This is a genomic window from Brevibacillus dissolubilis (genome assembly GCF_006170445.1).
Taxonomy (GTDB): domain Bacteria; phylum Bacillota; class Bacilli; order Brevibacillales; family Brevibacillaceae; genus Brevibacillus_B; species Brevibacillus_B dissolubilis.
Genome location: NZ_VCNA01000004.1, coordinates 212,375 through 230,234, shown reverse-complemented (window position 1 = coordinate 230,234; position 17,860 = coordinate 212,375). Strand labels below are relative to the sequence as shown.

The 17,860-nt window shown below is 48.7% G+C and carries 18 protein-coding genes; 13 read left to right on the top strand and 5 right to left on the bottom strand.

The window, feature by feature from the left end; translation table 11 throughout:
- The first annotated feature begins 3 nt into the window (after window positions 1–3).
- The 3 genes from FGI41_RS10215 (at window position 4) to FGI41_RS10205 (ending at window position 2,605) form a co-directional block, all read left to right on the top strand.
- Window positions 4–1,161 carry an N-acetyldiaminopimelate deacetylase gene (locus tag FGI41_RS10215; RefSeq protein WP_139490022.1) on the top strand — a complete coding sequence of 386 codons (1,158 nt, stop codon included), beginning with the start codon at window positions 4–6 and terminating at the stop codon, window positions 1,159–1,161.
- Window positions 1,162–1,540: 379 nt separating this feature from the next.
- The gene (locus FGI41_RS10210; RefSeq protein ID WP_139490021.1) at window positions 1,541–2,128 is read left to right on the top strand and encodes a hypothetical protein; all 588 of its coding nucleotides are present in this window, start codon (window positions 1,541–1,543) and stop codon (window positions 2,126–2,128) included.
- A gap of 114 nt (window positions 2,129–2,242) precedes the next feature.
- Window positions 2,243–2,605 carry a DUF4912 domain-containing protein gene (locus tag FGI41_RS10205; RefSeq protein WP_139490020.1) on the top strand — a complete coding sequence of 121 codons (363 nt, stop codon included), beginning with the start codon at window positions 2,243–2,245 and terminating at the stop codon, window positions 2,603–2,605.
- Window positions 2,606–2,693: 88 nt separating this feature from the next.
- On the opposite strand, the gene FGI41_RS10200 is transcribed toward FGI41_RS10205, so the two are convergent.
- Entirely contained in the window at window positions 2,694–3,122 is a 429-nt protein-coding gene (locus FGI41_RS10200) for a DUF1885 family protein (RefSeq protein WP_139490019.1), read from the bottom strand.
- Window positions 3,123–3,318: 196 nt separating this feature from the next.
- Here FGI41_RS10200 and FGI41_RS10195 point away from each other — a divergent pair, with 196 nt between their 5' ends.
- The gene (locus tag FGI41_RS10195) at window positions 3,319–3,843 is read left to right on the top strand and encodes a MarR family winged helix-turn-helix transcriptional regulator (RefSeq protein WP_139490018.1); all 525 of its coding nucleotides are present in this window, start codon (window positions 3,319–3,321) and stop codon (window positions 3,841–3,843) included.
- A gap of 53 nt (window positions 3,844–3,896) precedes the next feature.
- Here FGI41_RS10195 and FGI41_RS10190 read toward each other — a convergent pair whose 3' ends face one another.
- A complete protein-coding gene (locus FGI41_RS10190) occupies window positions 3,897–4,913 on the bottom strand; it encodes a 4Fe-4S binding protein (RefSeq protein WP_176560205.1) in 1,017 nt (338 codons plus the stop codon).
- A gap of 160 nt (window positions 4,914–5,073) precedes the next feature.
- On the opposite strand from FGI41_RS10190, the gene FGI41_RS10185 reads away from it, so the two are divergent.
- The 4 genes from FGI41_RS10185 (at window position 5,074) to FGI41_RS10170 (ending at window position 8,888) form a co-directional block, all read left to right on the top strand.
- Window positions 5,074–5,373: a DUF3055 domain-containing protein gene (locus tag FGI41_RS10185; RefSeq protein ID WP_139490016.1), complete on the top strand. Its 300-nt coding sequence runs from the start codon at window positions 5,074–5,076 to the stop codon at window positions 5,371–5,373.
- A gap of 166 nt (window positions 5,374–5,539) precedes the next feature.
- Window positions 5,540–6,355: an alpha/beta hydrolase gene (locus tag FGI41_RS10180; protein ID WP_139490015.1), complete on the top strand. Its 816-nt coding sequence runs from the start codon at window positions 5,540–5,542 to the stop codon at window positions 6,353–6,355.
- Between the two features lie 157 nt (window positions 6,356–6,512).
- The gene (locus tag FGI41_RS10175; RefSeq protein ID WP_139490014.1) at window positions 6,513–6,638 is read left to right on the top strand and encodes a GapA-binding peptide SR1P; all 126 of its coding nucleotides are present in this window, start codon (window positions 6,513–6,515) and stop codon (window positions 6,636–6,638) included.
- Window positions 6,639–6,767: 129 nt separating this feature from the next.
- Window positions 6,768–8,888, top strand: a complete 2,121-nt coding sequence (locus FGI41_RS10170) for a TolB family protein (protein WP_139490013.1) — start codon at window positions 6,768–6,770, stop codon at window positions 8,886–8,888.
- 1,117 nt (window positions 8,889–10,005) lie between these two features.
- On the opposite strand, the gene FGI41_RS10165 is transcribed toward FGI41_RS10170, so the two are convergent.
- The gene (locus FGI41_RS10165) at window positions 10,006–11,478 is read right to left on the bottom strand and encodes an aminotransferase class I/II-fold pyridoxal phosphate-dependent enzyme (RefSeq protein ID WP_139490012.1); all 1,473 of its coding nucleotides are present in this window, start codon (window positions 11,476–11,478) and stop codon (window positions 10,006–10,008) included.
- 191 nt (window positions 11,479–11,669) lie between these two features.
- On the opposite strand from FGI41_RS10165, the gene FGI41_RS10160 reads away from it, so the two are divergent.
- Complete coding sequence (locus tag FGI41_RS10160; RefSeq protein WP_139490011.1) at window positions 11,670–12,638, top strand: NAD(P)H-dependent flavin oxidoreductase; 969 nt, start codon at window positions 11,670–11,672, stop codon at window positions 12,636–12,638.
- An 83-nt stretch (window positions 12,639–12,721) separates the two neighbouring features.
- Here FGI41_RS10160 and FGI41_RS10155 read toward each other — a convergent pair whose 3' ends face one another.
- Window positions 12,722–13,369, bottom strand: coding sequence for a YktB family protein (locus tag FGI41_RS10155; RefSeq protein ID WP_139490010.1), 648 nt, complete (start codon window positions 13,367–13,369; stop codon window positions 12,722–12,724).
- 327 nt (window positions 13,370–13,696) lie between these two features.
- On the opposite strand from FGI41_RS10155, the gene FGI41_RS10150 reads away from it, so the two are divergent.
- Window positions 13,697–14,296 (top strand): YkzI domain-containing protein, encoded by a 600-nt coding sequence (locus tag FGI41_RS10150; RefSeq protein WP_176560204.1) that lies wholly within the window; start codon window positions 13,697–13,699, stop codon window positions 14,294–14,296.
- A gap of 106 nt (window positions 14,297–14,402) precedes the next feature.
- Here FGI41_RS10150 and FGI41_RS10145 read toward each other — a convergent pair whose 3' ends face one another.
- The gene (locus FGI41_RS10145) at window positions 14,403–15,497 is read right to left on the bottom strand and encodes a PilZ domain-containing protein (protein WP_139490008.1); all 1,095 of its coding nucleotides are present in this window, start codon (window positions 15,495–15,497) and stop codon (window positions 14,403–14,405) included.
- A gap of 178 nt (window positions 15,498–15,675) precedes the next feature.
- Here FGI41_RS10145 and FGI41_RS10140 point away from each other — a divergent pair, with 178 nt between their 5' ends.
- The 3 genes from FGI41_RS10140 to speD all read left to right on the top strand — a co-directional run bounded on the left by FGI41_RS10140 (window position 15,676) and on the right by speD (window position 17,757).
- On the top strand, window positions 15,676–16,191 hold the full coding sequence (locus FGI41_RS10140; RefSeq protein ID WP_139490007.1) for a DUF4446 family protein: 516 nt from the start codon (window positions 15,676–15,678) through the stop codon (window positions 16,189–16,191).
- 317 nt (window positions 16,192–16,508) lie between these two features.
- Window positions 16,509–17,114, top strand: a complete 606-nt coding sequence (locus tag FGI41_RS10135) for a hypothetical protein (RefSeq protein WP_139490006.1) — start codon at window positions 16,509–16,511, stop codon at window positions 17,112–17,114.
- Window positions 17,115–17,352: 238 nt separating this feature from the next.
- The gene (gene speD, locus FGI41_RS10130) at window positions 17,353–17,757 is read left to right on the top strand and encodes an adenosylmethionine decarboxylase (RefSeq protein ID WP_139490005.1); all 405 of its coding nucleotides are present in this window, start codon (window positions 17,353–17,355) and stop codon (window positions 17,755–17,757) included.
- The last annotated feature ends 103 nt before the right edge of the window (window positions 17,758–17,860 follow it).

Below are 17,860 nucleotides of genomic sequence, written 5' to 3'. Positions count from 1 at the left end.
CCGATGAAGGTAAGCCCTTTTGTCCAGATCAGACGCGACCTGCATCAGATTCCAGAGCCTGGCTTTCAGGAATTCAAGACACAGCAGTATCTGATCGAATACCTCACCAAGCTGTTCTACAACCGTCAGTTCGGCATGCGGATCGAGATGCAGACTTGGAAGACAGGTCTCTTGGTCAAAATCAAGGGCAATGATCCGAAGCGCCTGATCGCATGGCGTGCCGACATGGACGGACTGCCGATTCCCGAAGAGACCAGCTATCCGTTCCGTTCGATGCACGAAGGCTTCATGCATGCCTGCGGACACGATTTTCATATGGCGATTGGACTTGGTATCCTGACACACTTCGTCCAGAATCCAATCGATGATGATCTCCTGTTTATTTTCCAACCGGCTGAGGAAGGCCCGGGTGGAGCGCTGCCGATGATGGAGAGTGAGGAGTTCCAGCGCTGGAAGCCTGACTATATCTTCGGCTTGCATATCGCACCGGAGTATCCGGTCGGCACGATTGCCACGCGCGAAGGCATCCTGTTCGCCAACACATCCGAGCTGTTCATTGACCTGACCGGAAAAGGGGGCCACGCCGCCTACCCGCACAAAGCCAATGACATGGTGGTAGCAGCCGCCCATCTCGTCACCCAGTTACAGACGATTGTCGCGCGCAACATCAACCCGCTCGACTCTGGTGTCGTCACCATCGGCAAAATCGAAGGTGGCACCAAACAGAACATCATCGCCGAAAAAGCCCGCATCGAAGGCACGATCCGCACGCTCTCCATGGACTCGATGCAAAAGATCAAGTCCCGCATCGAGGCATTGGTGCAAGGGATCGAGACTGGCTTCGAATGTCAGGCCCAGATCGATTATGGTGCCAACTACTGTCAGGTCTACAATCATCACGAGATCACCCGCCATTTCATGAACTGGCTTGGTACGCAGCAGAGTGATGTGACCCTGATCGAATGCACCGAAGCGATGACAGGGGAGGACTTCGGGTATTTCCTCGCCAACATCCCAGGCTTCATGTTCTGGCTCGGTGTCGATACACCATACGGCCTGCATCATGCCAAGCTGGAGCCCAATGAGGGAGCCATCGAGCTTGCCATCCGTACGGTGAGCGACTATATCCGATACCTCTCAGACGGACAAGTGCAAGCCTAAACCTAGATATATAGCATCACCCCCATCAAAAAAACAGGCTGTCCCAAACAAACGAAGTACAACTCGTTACGGGACGGACCTGTTTTTTTCTTATACATAAATGTACATAAATACAACAGATCCCGCATATGTATGATCTCCCCAGACCTGCGACTGCACTTATCCACAGCTTAACGCTGTACACCCAGAAAATGGAACATATGCTCCTGTGGATACTGTGAATTCTGTTGAAAAAAATTTGGGTTTCGGCACAACTATTCCCTCTCTCACGCGTATAACATTATGCAGAAAGTCAAAAAGGTTTTATCTCTACACATGCATACATGTTAAAGCTTCGGCTTGCACATACAAAAAATCTGTCCATGGAGGAATCGTGCTTATGAAAAGAAAATCGATCATCGCACTTACATCCCTCATGCTGCTCGGAGCTGCTCCAGCTGTTATGGGTGATGGCGCATTAAAAATCACAGTAGACGGCGCGCGTGTTGCTGCTGACCTTGGCACCAGCTCTGCCCGTTCTGTATCCGAAGTCGTAGAAAGCCTCGGTGGTTTCCCAAGCTACGCTTCAGGCCGCCTCGCGATCGAAAAGCCTGAAGTCAACGTTCTCGTACTCGAAGGAATCCAGCAGACCCGTACCAAAGACATCGTATTCAGCAATCCAATCACCGGCTGGCTGGAAAAAGACATCCCGCGCACCTTTGGCGTATTCGTTGAAGTAGACGACGCTCCTACGGCCAAAGACCTCTACGTGCGTGTCAAAGTAATTGCACCAAACGGCAAAGTCGTTGACAACGGCAAAGACCGCGTCATCTCCGCCAAAACCAATGACCACTTCTACTTCTCCCAACCGTTCGTTTCCATGAAATTCGACCAATTCGGCACCTACAAGGTCCAAGTCGTGATGAAAAAAGAAAAGAACGGCCAAGAGGTCATCGTAGGGGAAAACAGCTTCAAAATTGGGAAGTAAGCCAACAGTAAAAAGCTTGTCTTTGATTTCAAAAAAAACGGTGCTGTGGTATAATCAAGGGTAAGATAGTCCACTATCTAAGTACGTTAACTTGGAAAGGAAAGATGGTAGCGAATGAAGACAAAGCCAAAACGGTCATCTACAGACGATGGACCGAGTATACGCATCGCCTGGAAGGACCAACAATCCCTTTTAGCTGAATGGGACATCAAGGAAGATTTCCGACAGGAGCTTGAACAGGAGTACGCCATCCCGTTTGGCGAGCTGCCGGTGGTGCTTCGTCTCTACGACGTGACCTACCGCGACGAAGTGCTCAATGACGGCATGGACCTCTACACCGACTTTGATATTAATCATCGTTCATCTCAGTGGATTCTTTATGGTGTGACAGAAGGCTTTAAGTATTGTGTCGATCTGGGCATACGTATGGTTGACGGAAGATTCGATTCGCTTACAAGATCTGAGATTATTGCTTGATACGGTCACCATATATGAAAAGCAGACTCCCGATGACGGTGAGCCTGCTTTTTTTTCGCTTATTTGTGATTGTCGGTCTGTGCTGGGGCTATGGCTTGCGCGGCTGGAAGTACTGAACCCGGCCGTTGAACAGGTGAAGCTCTGCCTTCAGCTCGCGTGCGAGGTAGCGGCAGTATTCATTCGCTTTAGACTTGTCACCATGGGTGGAAGCTTCCGGCAGTGTGATCTGAATGAAGGGGAGTTCTTTTTCGTTCTTTTGTGTGCTTCCGACGCCGATCACCACGTTTTTATATTCGTCTGGATTGCGGCCACGCAGGAGGAACCAAGCGTCTTTCCCTTCCGGACGCTCATCGAACACGTAAGGGAAGGCAGCATCGCCATAGGCCCAGCCAAGCTGTTCACCGAGCTTTTTCATTTTGTCAATGTAGCCTTGTAAAAGCGTTTTCACATCAGCAAGTGAAATAGCGGATGCAGATGAACCCTCAACAAGATATATGTAGGCAGATTGCATGTTCACGTTGATTTTCACTCCTATGGATCTTTCATAACATTCCTTTTTCTAAGTGTAGCATTCCTGCCTTTCTTTGACAACTGAAGAAGGTTTAGCGAAAATAATTGATTATATTTTCTGAAAAGTGTACAATGAGAAAAATGTTATATTTATTAATTTTTTATTATAAAAGACAGAGTGAAAGGCTGGGGGAGTGTCGACTATGCAGGACGCGTCGATCCGTCAAGTGTATGAAGCGTTAAATACGTTGCGGGCCATTAATGTTGTGAATAAGGATGACTGGGAAAAAGCAGCCAAGGCGGCTGACCTTGATTCATCGGTACAGTTAAATATTTTGTGGATCATCTATTGCTACGAAGGTGTGCGTGTGACGCAGATCGCCGAATGGACGTTCTGGCACCCATCCTCCATCGTGATTCATATTAAGAAGCTGATGGAAAAGGGTCTTGTGACCATTGAAAAATCTGATGTGGACGGCCGCGTGGTTCATGTCTTCCCTACGCTTGCCGGGAAGCTGGCCATCGAGAACAGCCGTAAGAACGCACCAACGATCTTCCGTCTGACCAATGCGCTTGAGCGTCTTCGTGAGCGCTACAGTCCAGTTGTCGTGGAGCTGTTCTTTGAATGCTTGGCCTTTTTGGCAGAATCCTTGCACGGTACGGAAAAAGTACGCTGGATTCAGGAGGGCGAAGACAGGCTTCCACAAAGCAAAACATCAGTCGGCTAAAATTCCCAACATAATATTCACAACATTAACAGGCCAAAAAGAGCCGCTCCTGGTTACGGAAGCGGTTTTTTGGCGTTGTAGCTGCTTTGGCTGAGATTAGTACCACGCGGCACAGGAAAAATGGTGACGCGGCGGACAACGGTTCTGTTCTGCTGATTGGCAATTGCCATTTCTATCATATAATTATGACCAATATCAGCAGCATCTGTGTAAAACAGCAGCGGTCTTGTGGCAGACGAATCTCCAGGGACGTTGATTTGCTCGGGAAGCTTGGTCTGCCAATGCCCAGGGATGCCGTTATAGGTGATGGAGAACTCATTTGGAATTTTTTTCATATTCTCAATAGTAAGCTCATAACTAAAAATATACTTCCCGTGCGATGGAATTCCATCCAGCTTTTTCGCCACATCTGCATAGAAGCCGGAGCGGTTGAGCGCAAGCATGGTGGTCACAGAGATCAGGGAGACCATCACGACCAAGAGACCAATCCGTACCGGGGTGAAAAGACGCTTGGATGAAGTACCTGACGAGAACGCATTCTGCAGTACACCATAGGGGCAGGCCTGCTGACAAAAGCGCAGGCGAAAGCGGTACGTCATGAAAAAAAAGACGAGACAGGAACCAATGAAGAAAAAGCCCTGTATATTAGCAAGAGAACCTGTCGTGATCAATCCCCATAACTCGACGGGAGCCATGAAGTAGCTGAGCAGACAGAACGCGATGAGTGGAGCTGCAATCAGTGACACGAGCAGATCAACCGTGTGACGGATGAAGGGATTGCGCATGTTGGGCGACTGGTTCAGCCGGATCAGCAGGTTGGAGAACGTGCCGTGCGGGCAGACAAAACCACAAAACATCCGATGAGCAAACTGACTCAATGTTACAAATGTAAAAACAATGGTTAATATCACTAACAAGAGGATGTACCCTTCGGAAAAGGCAAACTTTTCACGAAATAAATAAAAGTGGAGGTGAACCAAGTCCATCCGGAACAGATCCAACAAGGGGACGAGGAAGAACATCACGAGCGCAAGCAGCTGGACAGCGGGACGCGTATAGGGTAGGCTCATTCGACTCTTCCCCCTCATGTAAGTGGGTACATGATTGTTTTTCGCTTTTTGCACTGCTTTTATCATGACAAAAGCATGACAATATCGTGACATACTGGTTCTTGGCCCAAGAGAAAACGAATAGGCTATTATAATCAAAAAATTGATGGGAGGGGTATGGATGGAAATTTATGATAACCTGTATGATGTGAGTGAGAACGCGAACGTGCGCTTTTTCGGTTTTGTGTCTCAGAAGCAACGGTATGATTTTGGAATCGTTTACACGCACCGTTTTTATGGCAAGCCGCTCGTCATCTGTATGCAGACCGGACAGTCAACCCTTCTCAGCTCTGAGGATGCCGTGAATCCGACCTATCTGCAAAAAATTTTCCGCCTCGATTGCCCGGATGAAGCAGATGAACTGTCAAGATTTTTCCAGGAGAACCTCCCTTCGCTTCCGTTTGAGGAAAACCAATACTAGATGCAACCACAAGAGCAGCCGTGCAGCATACGGCTGCTTTGTTTTTCAAGCGGAGAGGCTTGGTGGGGCCTGATGGCAGGAGACTTTTCCTTCTGCCTTTTTCTGTTTATAGTAAAGGAATAACCGGAAGCGCTTTCGGCAGCAACTGAACGGGAGGGAAATAAAGATGAATTTGTACATAAAAGATTGGCTTGTGCCGGATGCTAAGGGATCAGTGGTGCTCATCCACGGGACAGGGGAGCATAGTGGACGGTACGAGCATGTGGCAGAGGAGCTGAACCGGTACGGGTATAACGTCTATTCAGGTGATTTGCCGGGATTTGGGCAGTCACCGGGGGTGAAGGGGCATATTAACCGTTTTGACGAATATATAGAGGCTACCGAGCATTTCTTGAACCGTGCGATTGCGGCAGAGCCAGAGGGGCACCCGATTTACCTCTTGGGACATAGCCTGGGCGGTCTGGTGGTGACCCGCTTCGTACAGACCTACGCTGACCGTAAGCGGCTGGCTGGGGTGATCCTGTCCTCTCCATGCCTCAAGGTGCTGATGGAGGTCCCTAAGTGGAAAGAAGCCCTCGCTAACCTGCTGAATCAAGTCTATCCTACGCTACGCGTCGCCAGCGGCATCCAGCCGTCCGATGTGATGCGGGATCAGGTGATCCAAGCCAAAACCAAGGCAGACCCGTTTTATGCCACTACACTAAGCGTACGTTGGTTTAATGAGTTGAACCGTGCGATGCATGATGCTGGAGCCGATGTGGGCAACATCGACATTCCGCTGTTGATTCTGCAGGCGGGTGCTGACCGGTTGATCGATCCAAAAGGGGTAGAGGAGTTTTTCGAACGTGTACCGGCTGTGCAGAAGAAGCTGGTGATGTTTCCTGGCTTTTATCATGAGATTTTTAATGATTTCGACCGGCAAAACGTTTTCGATGAGATGATCAGCTGGTTGCAGGAGCGGGAAGCCAGCCTAAAGGTGTAAATGTGACATACTAATTAAATGATGAAAAAGGCGGTCTGTTCATGAGATCGCCTTTTATTTAACTATTGACGTATTTAGTATGTCATATTATTATGAATGTATCATAACAATAAGTTGTGGGTACATTTGAAACCAATCACCTTGGGGGGACTTATTTATGGGTACAATCGTTTGTCAAAACTGCGGAAGTGTTATTGATCATTTCGAATCCAATCAAGTGAAAACGCTTTACGGAGTTTGCAACTGCCCTTGTCCGCGCGACCAGAAGAAAGATAAAGAATAATTACCATAATCGTCGTAAATGATGTAACCCTTTTTCTTGATGACTCGTCATTAAGAAAGAGGGTTTTTTGATGGTAGGAAACCTGTATAATGGAGAAGTAGGATTGAACAGAATGGAGGAATACGTATCATGAATAAAAAGCGCGTCCAAGGCTTTGTGGCCGCAACACTCATGGCTACTGCCTTGTGGAGCGGGTCTCCCGTGCAAGCGGCTGGCGGCATCGGCTATGAAGAAAAGCTTTCACCGGAAATGCCAAGCCCTACACAAGCAGGGATCGACATTTCAACTGACTACGCGGTATGGATTAATGAGGACGACGATGATCAGGGGATCGTTGTCTACGATATGGATAACGGTACGAGCTTTGTAGTGGCTGCCAATGGGAAGGATAAGCTGCTCCCAAAAGTGGACGGCAAATATGTTGTCTGGATCGACACCCGTCATGATTCCCAAGGCGATATTTACCTCTATGATATCGACAAAAAACAAGAAAAGCGTCTTACCACAGATGCAGCCGTTCCCTCCCAATTAGCTTTGGAAGGTAAATACGTAGTGTGGACAGATAAACGCGGCGGTAAATCCGACATCTATGCGTATGACATCACAGCGGGAACGGAGAAGAAGCTCACTGCAAGCGGTGTGGCAAGCTCCCCGGATATCGACCGCAGTCTGGTTGTGTATGAGGATACCCGTCATGGCGACTCCGATATCTTCACATATGACCTCTCCACCAATACAGAGAACAAGATCGTCAGCAGCAAAAAAATCCAAAAACATCCGTCGATCGATGGTGACACCATTGCTTATGAGGATAACCAATACGACGGTTATTATGAGATCTCCACATACGACCTTCGCACCAAACGCGAGAAGCGTCTTACCAACGGTGCTGACCGTCCGACCAATCCACGTGTCTCTGGCGGCTATGTGATCTTTGAAGAAGATGACTCCCTCCAATTCATGGAGGTAGGCGAGACCTATGTTGAGACCATCGAGCGCGATTACTACAAAAAGATCGTTCATGCGGCAGATGGTTACAATGTGTTCTACACCACCTATGAAGACGGTGAAACCACAGGCCATATCTATGATATTGACGAAGAGGAAGAGGTCTCTTTTGGTGCTGAGGCCGACAATCCAAGCTTACCGGCAGCAAGCGACAGATACGTGGTTTACGTGACAGAGGTTGACCGTAGTGATGTGATTATGCTGATGGATTTGGCAAGCAATCAGGCCAAAATCATCTCCAATCCGGATCACGATTCCTCCCGTCCGGTCGTAACCGATTCGTGGGCTGCTTTTTATGATGACTCAGAAGATGTGCTGTATGCGTACGAGATCAAAACCGGCAAGCTAAAAGCCGTCTCTGAAGAGGATGAGGATGTACCTGTCGAAGAAAAATATGAAATCGACAAAGGCAACCTTGTCTGGCTGAATAAGCAGGGACGTAACTATGTAGTGACCCTGACAGGATTAAGCCGTCTGACCCACCAAGAAATCGCCTCCGTCCGTTCTGAACCACACAGTGTAGACGTGTATGGCAACTTGGTTTCGTATGTGGAAGACAGCGGCGATGAAGGCGAACTCAATCTCTACGATTACACCACCGAAACCTTGGAGTACCAACGTGACGGTGTGATCGAGAATGCGCAGATCGGCGACGACTATCTCGTATGGTCTGAAAAAACGGAAGAGACCCAAACATGGGACTTGTATTACTACAACATCGCTTCCAACCGTGCTTTCCCGCTCTTCAAGAGAGCCACAGGCGACCAAGTCCGTCCGCAAGTTTCCCGTGGGATGCTCGTGTTCGAAGACAACCGCCGCACCGATCCAGGTGAATATGAATACCAAGCTTACGATCTGGAAGAGATGAAATACAGCTACAGCATGTCAGGTGAAGCGGTGGCAACACAGGCTAACCTTGGTGGTAACCGTCTCGTATGGGTGGACGAACGTGAAAAAGGTGAGCCTGTCCTCTACACGATGGAGGTAGGCGAAGCACGTGATGACGACGACAGCACGGTTCCTCCTGATGTTGGTGAGTACAAGGAGTATGTATTTGAAGATCTGATCGCAGATGATTCATTCTTTGACATCGTCAACGATACAGACCCGGAGAAAGTCGTTTTCGTGTTCTATGCGGATACGGATGACGAGGTCTCCTATGATCTGACTGAGATTGAGGATATCATCGAATTGATCGTGGATGTACCGGCTGATGAAGTACTGGTGCGTATTTACGAATAGATTGTTCATAGCAGACGGAGGCCGTTAGGGCTATCTGTCTGCTTTTTTTGTTGTGGTGGGAGAGGAGTAGTTGGCAATCCGTGCGCCTTGTTGATCCCCCTTCGTAAGAAGGGAAGACTGTCCGCTCCGAAGGATTCACCAGGAGCACCGGGCAAAAAAAGAGTATTCAAGGATGATTGAAGTTTGCCCTAGAAGCATTGATGTGGATGGGAGAGGAGGAGTTGGCAATCCGTGCGCCTTGTTGATCCCCTTCGTAAGAAGGGAAGGCTGTCCGCTCCGAAGGATTCACCAGGAGCATCGGGCAAAAAAAGAGTATTCAAAGATGATTGAAGTTTGCCCTAGAAGCATTGATGTGGATGGGAGAGGAGGAGTTGGCAATCCGTGCGCCTTGTTGATCCCCTTCGTAAGAAGGGAAGGCTGTCCGCTCCGAAGGATTCACCAGGAGCACCGGGCAAAAAAGGTTTACTCGAAGATGATTGAAGTTTGCCCTAGAAGCGAGTTCGAAGAAGTCTCTCCTGATGAATCCTTCGAAGCTAAGCAGGGGGATCAAAGAGGCTTACGGCTTGCCAACTCCTCCTCTCCCAGCCAACTGGAGTGGATAGAATAGAGAAAGCGAAAAGATAAAAAAACAAAAAATAAAAGCAGGGGGGCAAGCTGATCTACTTTTACTGCTATGTACTGATCTGCTTTTACCACGTAGCGACTTCAAAATCTTCTTCTTTTTAAAGCAGCTCCCTGAATCAATCCCACAGCCTTTCTTCTTTTCCCACTTCGCCTTCCACAACCGCAGCGAGGGGAGAGACGGGGCTGGCAAGCCGTGAGCCTCTTTGAACCCCCCAGCCCAGCTCCGGTTGCTCCACGGGGAAAAAACTCCCTTGTAGCGGCTCCTAGGGGCAAACTTCAATCATCCCCGAGTAAACCTTTTTTGCCCCCTGCCTCCCCAGTGGAGCAGCCGGAGCGGACAGTCCCTCCTTCTTCCGAAGGGGGCTTCAACAAGGCGAACAGCTTGCCAGCCCCGTCTCTCCCCCTTCTCGGTAGCATGAATATAGCAAGTAGACAAAACAAAAAAAGCCGGAGAATGATCTTCCCCAGCCTTTTAAAGCAAAACGATATGAAATTAATCCCCGATTGCCGTCTGACGCTTCACGACCTTAATCGTCTGAATCGTCTCATCCTCCGGCCCCTGCACAGGCAAGCCCACACGCAGGTTCTCTTGGATATACTGGATATTTTCCTCTGTGATCACTTCACCCGGCATGAAGATCGGAATCCCCGGAGGATACACCATGATGAACTCGGTAATAATCCGACCAGCAGCCTCTGCAAGCGGAACAACCTCTGTCTCTGCATAGAACGCATCACGAGGGGAGAGAGAGATCACAGGGATGCTTGGCAGAGTGACCGCAGGTGGTTCCGTTGCTTCCACATGAGAGAATTCAACAGACAGGTCAGTAAGAGCCTTGATCAGCTGACCAACCGTCTCTTCGGAGTCACCCGCTGTGATGAAGCAGAGGACATTGTACAAGTCGCTCATCTCTACTTCGATGTTATACTTCTCACGCAACCAGTTTTCTACTTCCCAGCCTGTGATCCCGAGGTCACGGACATGGATCAGGAGCTTGGTTGGGTCCATTGCATGGGTGGCAGGCTGACCGAGGATTTCGGTGCCGATGCAGCGGATGCGAGGGATTTGGTTGATTTGCTCACGGGCATTGTTGGCAAGACGGATGGAGCGTTCCACCAGATCATGACCATTGAGTGCCAAGTGTTGACGGGCTGCGTCGAGGGACGCGAGCAGAATATAAGAAGTGGAGGTAGTGGTCAGCATGCTCAGTACCGTTTTGACACGGTTTACATCGACCAGACCTTCACGTACGTTCAGAATGGAGCTTTGCGTCAGAGAGCCGCCCAGCTTGTGTACGCTGGTTGCAGCCATATCAGCACCCGCCTGCATCGCAGAGAGTGGCATTTCTTCGTGGAAGTTGATATGCACACCATGTGCTTCATCGACCAGTACCGGAATCTCATAGTTGTGAGCCGTACGCACGATCTCGCGCAGGTCACCGGCAATCCCGAAGTAAGTCGGATTGATAACCAGCACGGCTGCTGCATCTGGGTGTTTTTCCAGTGCTTTGCCTACTGCTTTAGGTGTGATCCCGTGCGCAATCCCCAAGCTCTCGTCCATGACAGGATGGATGAAGACAGGGATGGCACCGGCAAAAATCACAGCCGCCAGTACAGATTTATGCACGTTGCGTGGCAGGATAATTTTATCGCCAGGGTTGCAGGTCGCCATGATCATCGCCATGATCGCACCGCTTGTCCCTTGAATGCTGAAGAATGTATGGTCAGCGCCGAATGCTTCAGCGGCAAGATCCTGTGCTTCTTTAATCATTGCTTTTGGGTGGTGCAAGTCATCCAGCGGGGCAATATTGATCAAGTCAATGGACAGGGCATTCTCCCCGATAAATTCACGGAATGTTGGATTCATGCCCATTCCCTTCTTATGCCCAGGAATGTGAAATTGGATAGGATTACGTTTGGCATGCTCAAGCAGGCCGGTGAAAAGAGGAGTTTTTGCTTGTCTCATTGGGTTTTCGCCTCGCTTTACCGAAAAGAATATGTGAAAAAAACGACAAACACGAGTATAGCAAAATCAAGGGGGAAAGCAAGTATTTTTTTCACTTAAAACAGAAAATACACAATTGACTAGCAGGAGTTGGCAGACAAGTCAGAGAAAATAAACAGAAAATAAATGAAAAGGCAACGAAAAAGGAGGCGATACGCTTGCAAACACGAGTTTCGGAACTCTTAGGAGTGAAGTATCCGGTGGTCCAAGGTGGACTTGCCTATTTAGCATACGCAGAGCTGGCCGCTGCGGTTTCAAATGCAGGCGGGTTGGGACAAATTACCGCGATGTCCTTGCCGTCCGCAGACGCATTGCGCGAAGAGATCCACAAGGTCCGCAAGCTGACAGACAAGCCGTTTGGCGTCAACTTTGCCATCGGACAGCATGGACGCCCGTATGAGCATATGCTCGATGTGGCGATCGAGGAAGGGGTCAAGGTAGTATCCGTGACAGGGGGCAATCCGGAGCCGCTGTTCCGCCGTATGGACGGCCACGACATCAAGAAGCTGGTGCTGGTCGCAGCGGTTCGTCAGGCGCAGAAAGCAGAGTCCATCGGGGCAGATGCGGTCATGGCAGTCGGACAGGAAGGCGGCGGTCATCTGGGCCGTGATGATATCGGAACCTTCGTCCTGATCCCGCGTGTCGTCGATTCGGTAAACATTCCGGTGCTGGCAAGCGGCGGGATTGGTGATGGCCGAGGTATTATGGCAGCGCTTGCATTGGGAGCAGAGGGTGTCGAGATGGGAACCCGTTTTATCGCCACCCAAGAGTGCGTCCATGCCCACCAAGCCTACAAGGATGCATTGCTGGCAGGTACTGAGCACGATACCGCCGTCATCAAGCGCACACTGGGCGCGCCAGCCCGCGTCGTCCGCACTCCGGGCTCTGATCATATCCTCACGCTGGAGCAAGAGGGCAAAGGCTACGAGGACCTCAAGGAATTCATAAGCGGGGCACGCAACCGTACCTTCATCTACGAGGGCAATCCAGAAGAGGGCTTTGGCTGGGCTGGTCAAGTCATCGGCCTGATCAACGACGTGCCTACGGTTCAAGAGCTGTTCGACCGCATGTTTGGACAGGCGACAGCAATCGCAAATCGTCTACAAATTGTCACAAAATAATTTCATCAGGGTGTTGTCAAAAAAAGAAGAACAGGTTCTTTTTCAAAATTAAGAAGAAAAAGTACCTGTTCTTTTGCATATAGTCAGATAAGTGAGTGCTCTGAACCTCTGCTCAGCGCATAAAGCTTGGTGAGGATTGAAAACGTTTCATCCAAGCGTGCAAGCAGCGCATCACCGTCAGCCAGTACCGGGTCATTGCGGTCGATGTTGATGCCGCAAAGGATCTCCGCTTTTTTGACCGTCTGCAGACGATGGATCAGCGCAAGCACCCCGTCTTTGCCCAGGTCTGCTTGGGTCGTGCTCTGTGGTGACATATGATCAGGTGACCAGCGGAAGTGGTCAGGCACGAGCGAGAGGATCTCATCGATCTGTGTCTCCATCGCTTGACCAATCTCACCTTTGTATGGTGATTCGTAGATCAGGGCGAACCAGACGAACAGATGGGTTCCCCACATGCCAACCTGAAAATGCGGATGCTTCTTGTACCCTCGTTTATCGTTAGCCCAGGCCACCCATGTATCAGCCGGGGGATTGACCGTTCGGCGTGCATGCTTTGCCACATGAAAAAACATTTCTTGACCCGTTAAGACGGACAGAGAGGGGGCGAAGTGTTCACCGAGCAGGTTCAACTTGGGTCGGACGATCTCCTTGAGTGCATCCATCCGGGCATCAAGACCCTCAATTGCGAACACGTCGAAATCTTCTGCATGAAAACCTGTGAATGTTGGCATGCCCCAAAACTCCTTTCTGCAAAAAGGGCTTTCGTTTTTGTCAAAAAAGCCGCAAACTTCCCATATGATATCATAATCAAGTGGAAAAGCATACAAATCCATTCCCAGTAATATACGGTAGAAGTAAGTACAGAAAAATTAGATAATTACACTGTAAAGCTTGATTAAACAATAGGCAAATTGGGAATACAGAGGATAAGCACACATTTTACAAAAATGCAGTTTGGGGGAATAGCAAAAGACCTTAGCGAATAATATGATATACAACCCACTCCCCGATTGAGCCAATAAGTTATCAGAGTATTCTGTCAAAGGGAGGGAACTATTATGAAAACCAACAACCAACTAGAGTACTGCAGTCTGACGGTCTGGTTTACCCGTACTACGCTCAACGAAATGATGAGCTCACTGGTACAGATTGGTCTAGACATCTCTTGGAGGGAGACGCCGGAAGAGTTTCGTCTCCGTGTCCAGACCGCATTCGGCGGCTACGATCTCGTTTTCCGCAAAAACCGCGATTCCTTCCAACTGACAGGCTTGGACACCGCAGTACGTGACATCCGTTTAGCCATGGTGCTCTACCATTTTATCGAACAGACAAAAGGTCATGCAGTCGTCAAAATCATCAATGAGAATCAAATCCTGGTCAAAAACATCCGTTATGGTGAGGCCGTGAGAATTGTTGAGATTAAAGGAGCTGAGAAAAAAGTGATCTACGAAAAAGCATGCAGTGTAACCATGGACCAGGTGATTGCCGCTTTGAAACGTCGTGATGCTGAAGAAAGAATTCCGGTGTTGCGTTTGGAATTGGATTATGAGCTTGCTACCCTCCACGATGCCATGAAATCGAAGGATCAAAGCCAGATTGAAGCATCCAAAGCAAGACTCCATCAACTTCGTCGGGAAATGCTGCTCCTCGAAGTATAAGGACAGGTGACAATGGAGACCGAGATGAATCAGTCAAAAATATGAGAAGCGGCACATCCATTCAAAATGGTGGCCGCTTCTTTATGTTGCTTATACATATGATCTATTATTGATCGTCGTCTTCCTCATCATCATCAGATGAATCGCTTGCGATTGGTGCCAGATCATCCTCGGATGAATCGGCGCGCGGTTCGATTTGCTCCAGACGTGCTTCCATGACAAACCGGATGATCGCTTCCTGATCCTGATCCTTTTCCCCGATGTCGATAAACTCCAGATGCAGGTTGATCGCTTCTTCTGTCAGCACGCGTGTCACCACGGTTACATAAGTCTCAATCACTTTTCCGGTGTTAGGAAGGGTAAAGGTGAGGAAGTAGAGCATCGCTTCTTCGATGTCTGCCGGGGCCTGTACCATGATCCCACCGCCACCGATGTTAAGCGCAATAGCTGGATAATCGGTATCATTGCCGACAGAGCGGATGATCGCTTGCATCGGTTCTTTTAAGTTGACGCGCATGAATTTGCGGCGCTGTTTCTTTTCATTCTCTGCTTTGCGCAGCTGCTCGGCGACGGAGTAAGCGATCATAGAGCGCTGATCCTTGCTGTCAAGCTCTAGGAACTGCATAGAGGTAACCGTTTCCAAGCGGGCGAATTCTTTCCGGACCACCTTGGCGACACCCATGATTTTACGCGGAGAGTCAGGCAGCTGGAACGAGAGCTTGAGTACCGCTTCCCCATGAATGAACTTGGTAGTCGAAAAACGCAGTCCATTGCCGCTCATATCAATAATCGTACCCGTGCCGCTCTCATAGCCGTCCGGGAACAGCGGAACAAATGCCACAGGCAACGGAGCCACCGGTTTGACACGGATGAACTCGCGCTGTTGGTGATGCACCATTTCAAAAACAGGCAGCATGCGCAGGATCATACGCTGCTCTTCACGCAATTCGATTTCGAGCTGGGAAGAGGAGAAGGTGTATACCCCGGTTTTGTCCACAAAGCGGAATTCAGCCTTGGAAACGGCCAGATCTACTGGCACCACATCTGGGAAGAGAGCGAGGAATACAGCTGAATCTTGGTCCACATGCCCGACGAGCGCTTGTGCGGTCATAGGGGCTTCTTGACCCTCTACATAAAGGGTAAGCCAACCATTTTTCTCAACGGGCAGCATCGGTAAAAACAACAGTGACGGATCTGACATGGGGACACTCCTTTAGCATATTTATCGCGTAAATGTATATTCAGTATAGAACATTTTAACAAGTGTGGAAACGTTGATTTTGGTAACTGTACTTGTCATTGAATCCGAGTGGACAGGAATGTACAATAGGATAGGGATTTAAGGATTGCATCAGTCAGGAAAGGAAGAAAATTGTAAAATGAATCAGCTGCTCACCCTCTTGCAAACACCTTATGCAATGCTTGTGTGTTTGTTATTGATTTTGTTAATGTTTTTCGTTATAATCTTTCAGGGCATTCGGATCAAAGGCCTGCAGAGGAAGCTGAATAGGCTTTTTACCAAGAGTGGTGGAGGCAGCATGGAGGAAGCATTGTTCCGCCTGCTGGACCAGATGGACGCTTATTCTGAAAAACAAAACGATCAGCAATTCGTGCTCAACCGCTTGTCTCAAAAAGTAAGCAACCAGGCGGCCAACCTCTCTGTGGTCCGCTACAACGCATTTGGTGATACCGGTAGCGACCTGAGCTTCTCACTCGCCCTGCTTGATGATCACCAGAACGGTGTCGTCATCACCAGTATATATGGTCGCGAAGAATCCCGCACCTATGCAAAACCAATTGAATCCGGGAAGTCCCCATATAACTTATCGGATGAAGAGCTGATGGTGATGAAGAAAGCTACCACATCTATGCAGAAAATTGAGCAAAACCGCTGATTCGAGAGGATGATTGCGGTTAACCCGGTTTTATCCTCAAATATCGGTGTTTTTAAGGAATCCTGACTCTTAAAGAGCAGGATTTTTTGCGTTGAACGGTGTATAATAATTAATAAGAAGTACACGTTTAATCTCTTAAAGTAGGTGATCCGCCTTCATTACCCAATTTGAGTTTCGACTCACGGGGCAAGGCCAGGTACTACAACGATCTTTCGTCGATACTTAGCGTCTCTTCTCCGTTAACTTTATTCTCAGGCAGATCAGTTCTGTAAACCGTCCAATGTTTTGGACAAAAACGGAGAATTGGGGAGATAAGTATGGCACAGCGTTTGGCGACCAACTACTCGAACGCTTTTTTTACAATGACCGAACAAGAGCTTAATGATTTTGTGAAGCTCTTCGCCGCAGAAAACTTCCAAGTCCAAGTAAAAGTTTGTGATAACGGAGATCGTGATATTGTCATTGAAGACAAAAACGGTGAGATTGAGCTTTCTTTCCGACGTTCAGGAGCACGTTACTCCTGCGAAAGCTCTTATGTCATCAAGGATCTGGTGCTTGCGAATGTGATGCGTAAAGCCATGAAGACCTTCAAGGGACACGGTATCGTTCATCGAATTTATGAAGGATTTACGATGGTGTACCACTATGACGAAGGTTCCGTCACCAAAATCGAAGAGCTTACCGGTGAAGGTGAAGAAGGAACCGATATCTTCGAAGCGAGCAACACGAACTATGCCCGCGAACTCGATCAGCTGTTCCAACAGACTGGCAGTGAACAAGAGATCCACCATTTGCGCGAACAGACCGACCGTCTGTTGGATCTGCGCAACTGGGCAAAACAACAACTTCCTGTAAAAATCACGTCCATCGATGAAAAACTGACTGTCATTTCTCATCGGTTGTTCGTTTTAGAAGCGTACTAAATGGCAGAATGGGTGTCTTCGGGCACCCATTTTTTATTTTTCCATGATTTTCTCAAAAAAAGGGTATTGTCAAAATCGGCGATACATGATACTTTTAATTGCGTTGGAAATAACACATTAGGAACCAGGATTCACTTCAAGGGTGGAAACGCGAGAGAAACCGCCCCCGTTAGTGAATGACGCAGGTCCTAGCGATGTTTCAATATTACACAATTGCTAGGAAGGGGGAACCGAAAGAATGGAATACTCTACTTTCGGAAGACACGTTGCCATTGACACATGGGGAGTTCAATTTGATCTATTGAACGATGCCGAATTCTTGAAAAAACACATGATCGAGGCTGCAGAAGCATGCGGCGCAACTGTACTCAGCGTACAAGCAAAGCAATTCTCTCCTCAAGGAGCCACTGTTTTGGTTCTTCTCTCGGAAAGTCATCTTTCCATCCATACCTACCCAGAGGTTGGTTTTGCTGCACTGGATTGCTACACCTGTGGCGAAACTGTTGATCCACAAGTTGCGATCGACTACATGGTAGAAGTACTCAAGCCTGAGAAGTTTTACGCGAAGAAAATCGTTCGCGGCCAAGGTGAACTCGAAGTAGTTGAACCTGTGGTGAAGACTCCAGAAGCTTCTAAAAAGTAACATTGATTTCGTATTGATTGGAGGTGCCATGTGCGCCTCCTGTTTCATTTTTATGGGACTTTTGCTTTCACTGGGAAAAAAAGGAGTGTAGCGGCCTCGTGTG

What these genes read in the sequence shown, in the direction of transcription:
- FGI41_RS10215 (WP_139490022.1), top strand. Translation starts at nt 4, where the DNA reads ATGAAGGTAAGCCCTTTTGTCCAGATCAGACGCGACCTGCATCAGATT.
- FGI41_RS10210 (WP_139490021.1), top strand. Translation starts at nt 1,541, where the DNA reads ATGAAAAGAAAATCGATCATCGCACTTACATCCCTCATGCTGCTCGGA.
- FGI41_RS10205 (WP_139490020.1), top strand. Translation starts at nt 2,243, where the DNA reads ATGAAGACAAAGCCAAAACGGTCATCTACAGACGATGGACCGAGTATA.
- FGI41_RS10195 (WP_139490018.1), top strand. Translation starts at nt 3,319, where the DNA reads ATGCAGGACGCGTCGATCCGTCAAGTGTATGAAGCGTTAAATACGTTG.
- FGI41_RS10190 (WP_176560205.1), bottom strand. Translation starts at nt 4,913, where the DNA reads ATGAGCCTACCCTATACGCGTCCCGCTGTCCAGCTGCTTGCGCTCGTG.
- FGI41_RS10185 (WP_139490016.1), top strand. Translation starts at nt 5,074, where the DNA reads ATGGAAATTTATGATAACCTGTATGATGTGAGTGAGAACGCGAACGTG.
- FGI41_RS10180 (WP_139490015.1), top strand. Translation starts at nt 5,540, where the DNA reads ATGAATTTGTACATAAAAGATTGGCTTGTGCCGGATGCTAAGGGATCA.
- FGI41_RS10175 (WP_139490014.1), top strand. Translation starts at nt 6,513, where the DNA reads ATGGGTACAATCGTTTGTCAAAACTGCGGAAGTGTTATTGATCATTTC.
- FGI41_RS10170 (WP_139490013.1), top strand. Translation starts at nt 6,768, where the DNA reads ATGAATAAAAAGCGCGTCCAAGGCTTTGTGGCCGCAACACTCATGGCT.
- FGI41_RS10165 (WP_139490012.1), bottom strand. Translation starts at nt 11,478, where the DNA reads ATGAGACAAGCAAAAACTCCTCTTTTCACCGGCCTGCTTGAGCATGCC.
- FGI41_RS10155 (WP_139490010.1), bottom strand. Translation starts at nt 13,369, where the DNA reads ATGCCAACATTCACAGGTTTTCATGCAGAAGATTTCGACGTGTTCGCA.
- FGI41_RS10150 (WP_176560204.1), top strand. Translation starts at nt 13,697, where the DNA reads ATGAAAACCAACAACCAACTAGAGTACTGCAGTCTGACGGTCTGGTTT.
- FGI41_RS10145 (WP_139490008.1), bottom strand. Translation starts at nt 15,497, where the DNA reads ATGTCAGATCCGTCACTGTTGTTTTTACCGATGCTGCCCGTTGAGAAA.
- FGI41_RS10140 (WP_139490007.1), top strand. Translation starts at nt 15,676, where the DNA reads ATGAATCAGCTGCTCACCCTCTTGCAAACACCTTATGCAATGCTTGTG.
- FGI41_RS10135 (WP_139490006.1), top strand. Translation starts at nt 16,509, where the DNA reads ATGGCACAGCGTTTGGCGACCAACTACTCGAACGCTTTTTTTACAATG.
- speD (WP_139490005.1), top strand. Translation starts at nt 17,353, where the DNA reads ATGGAATACTCTACTTTCGGAAGACACGTTGCCATTGACACATGGGGA.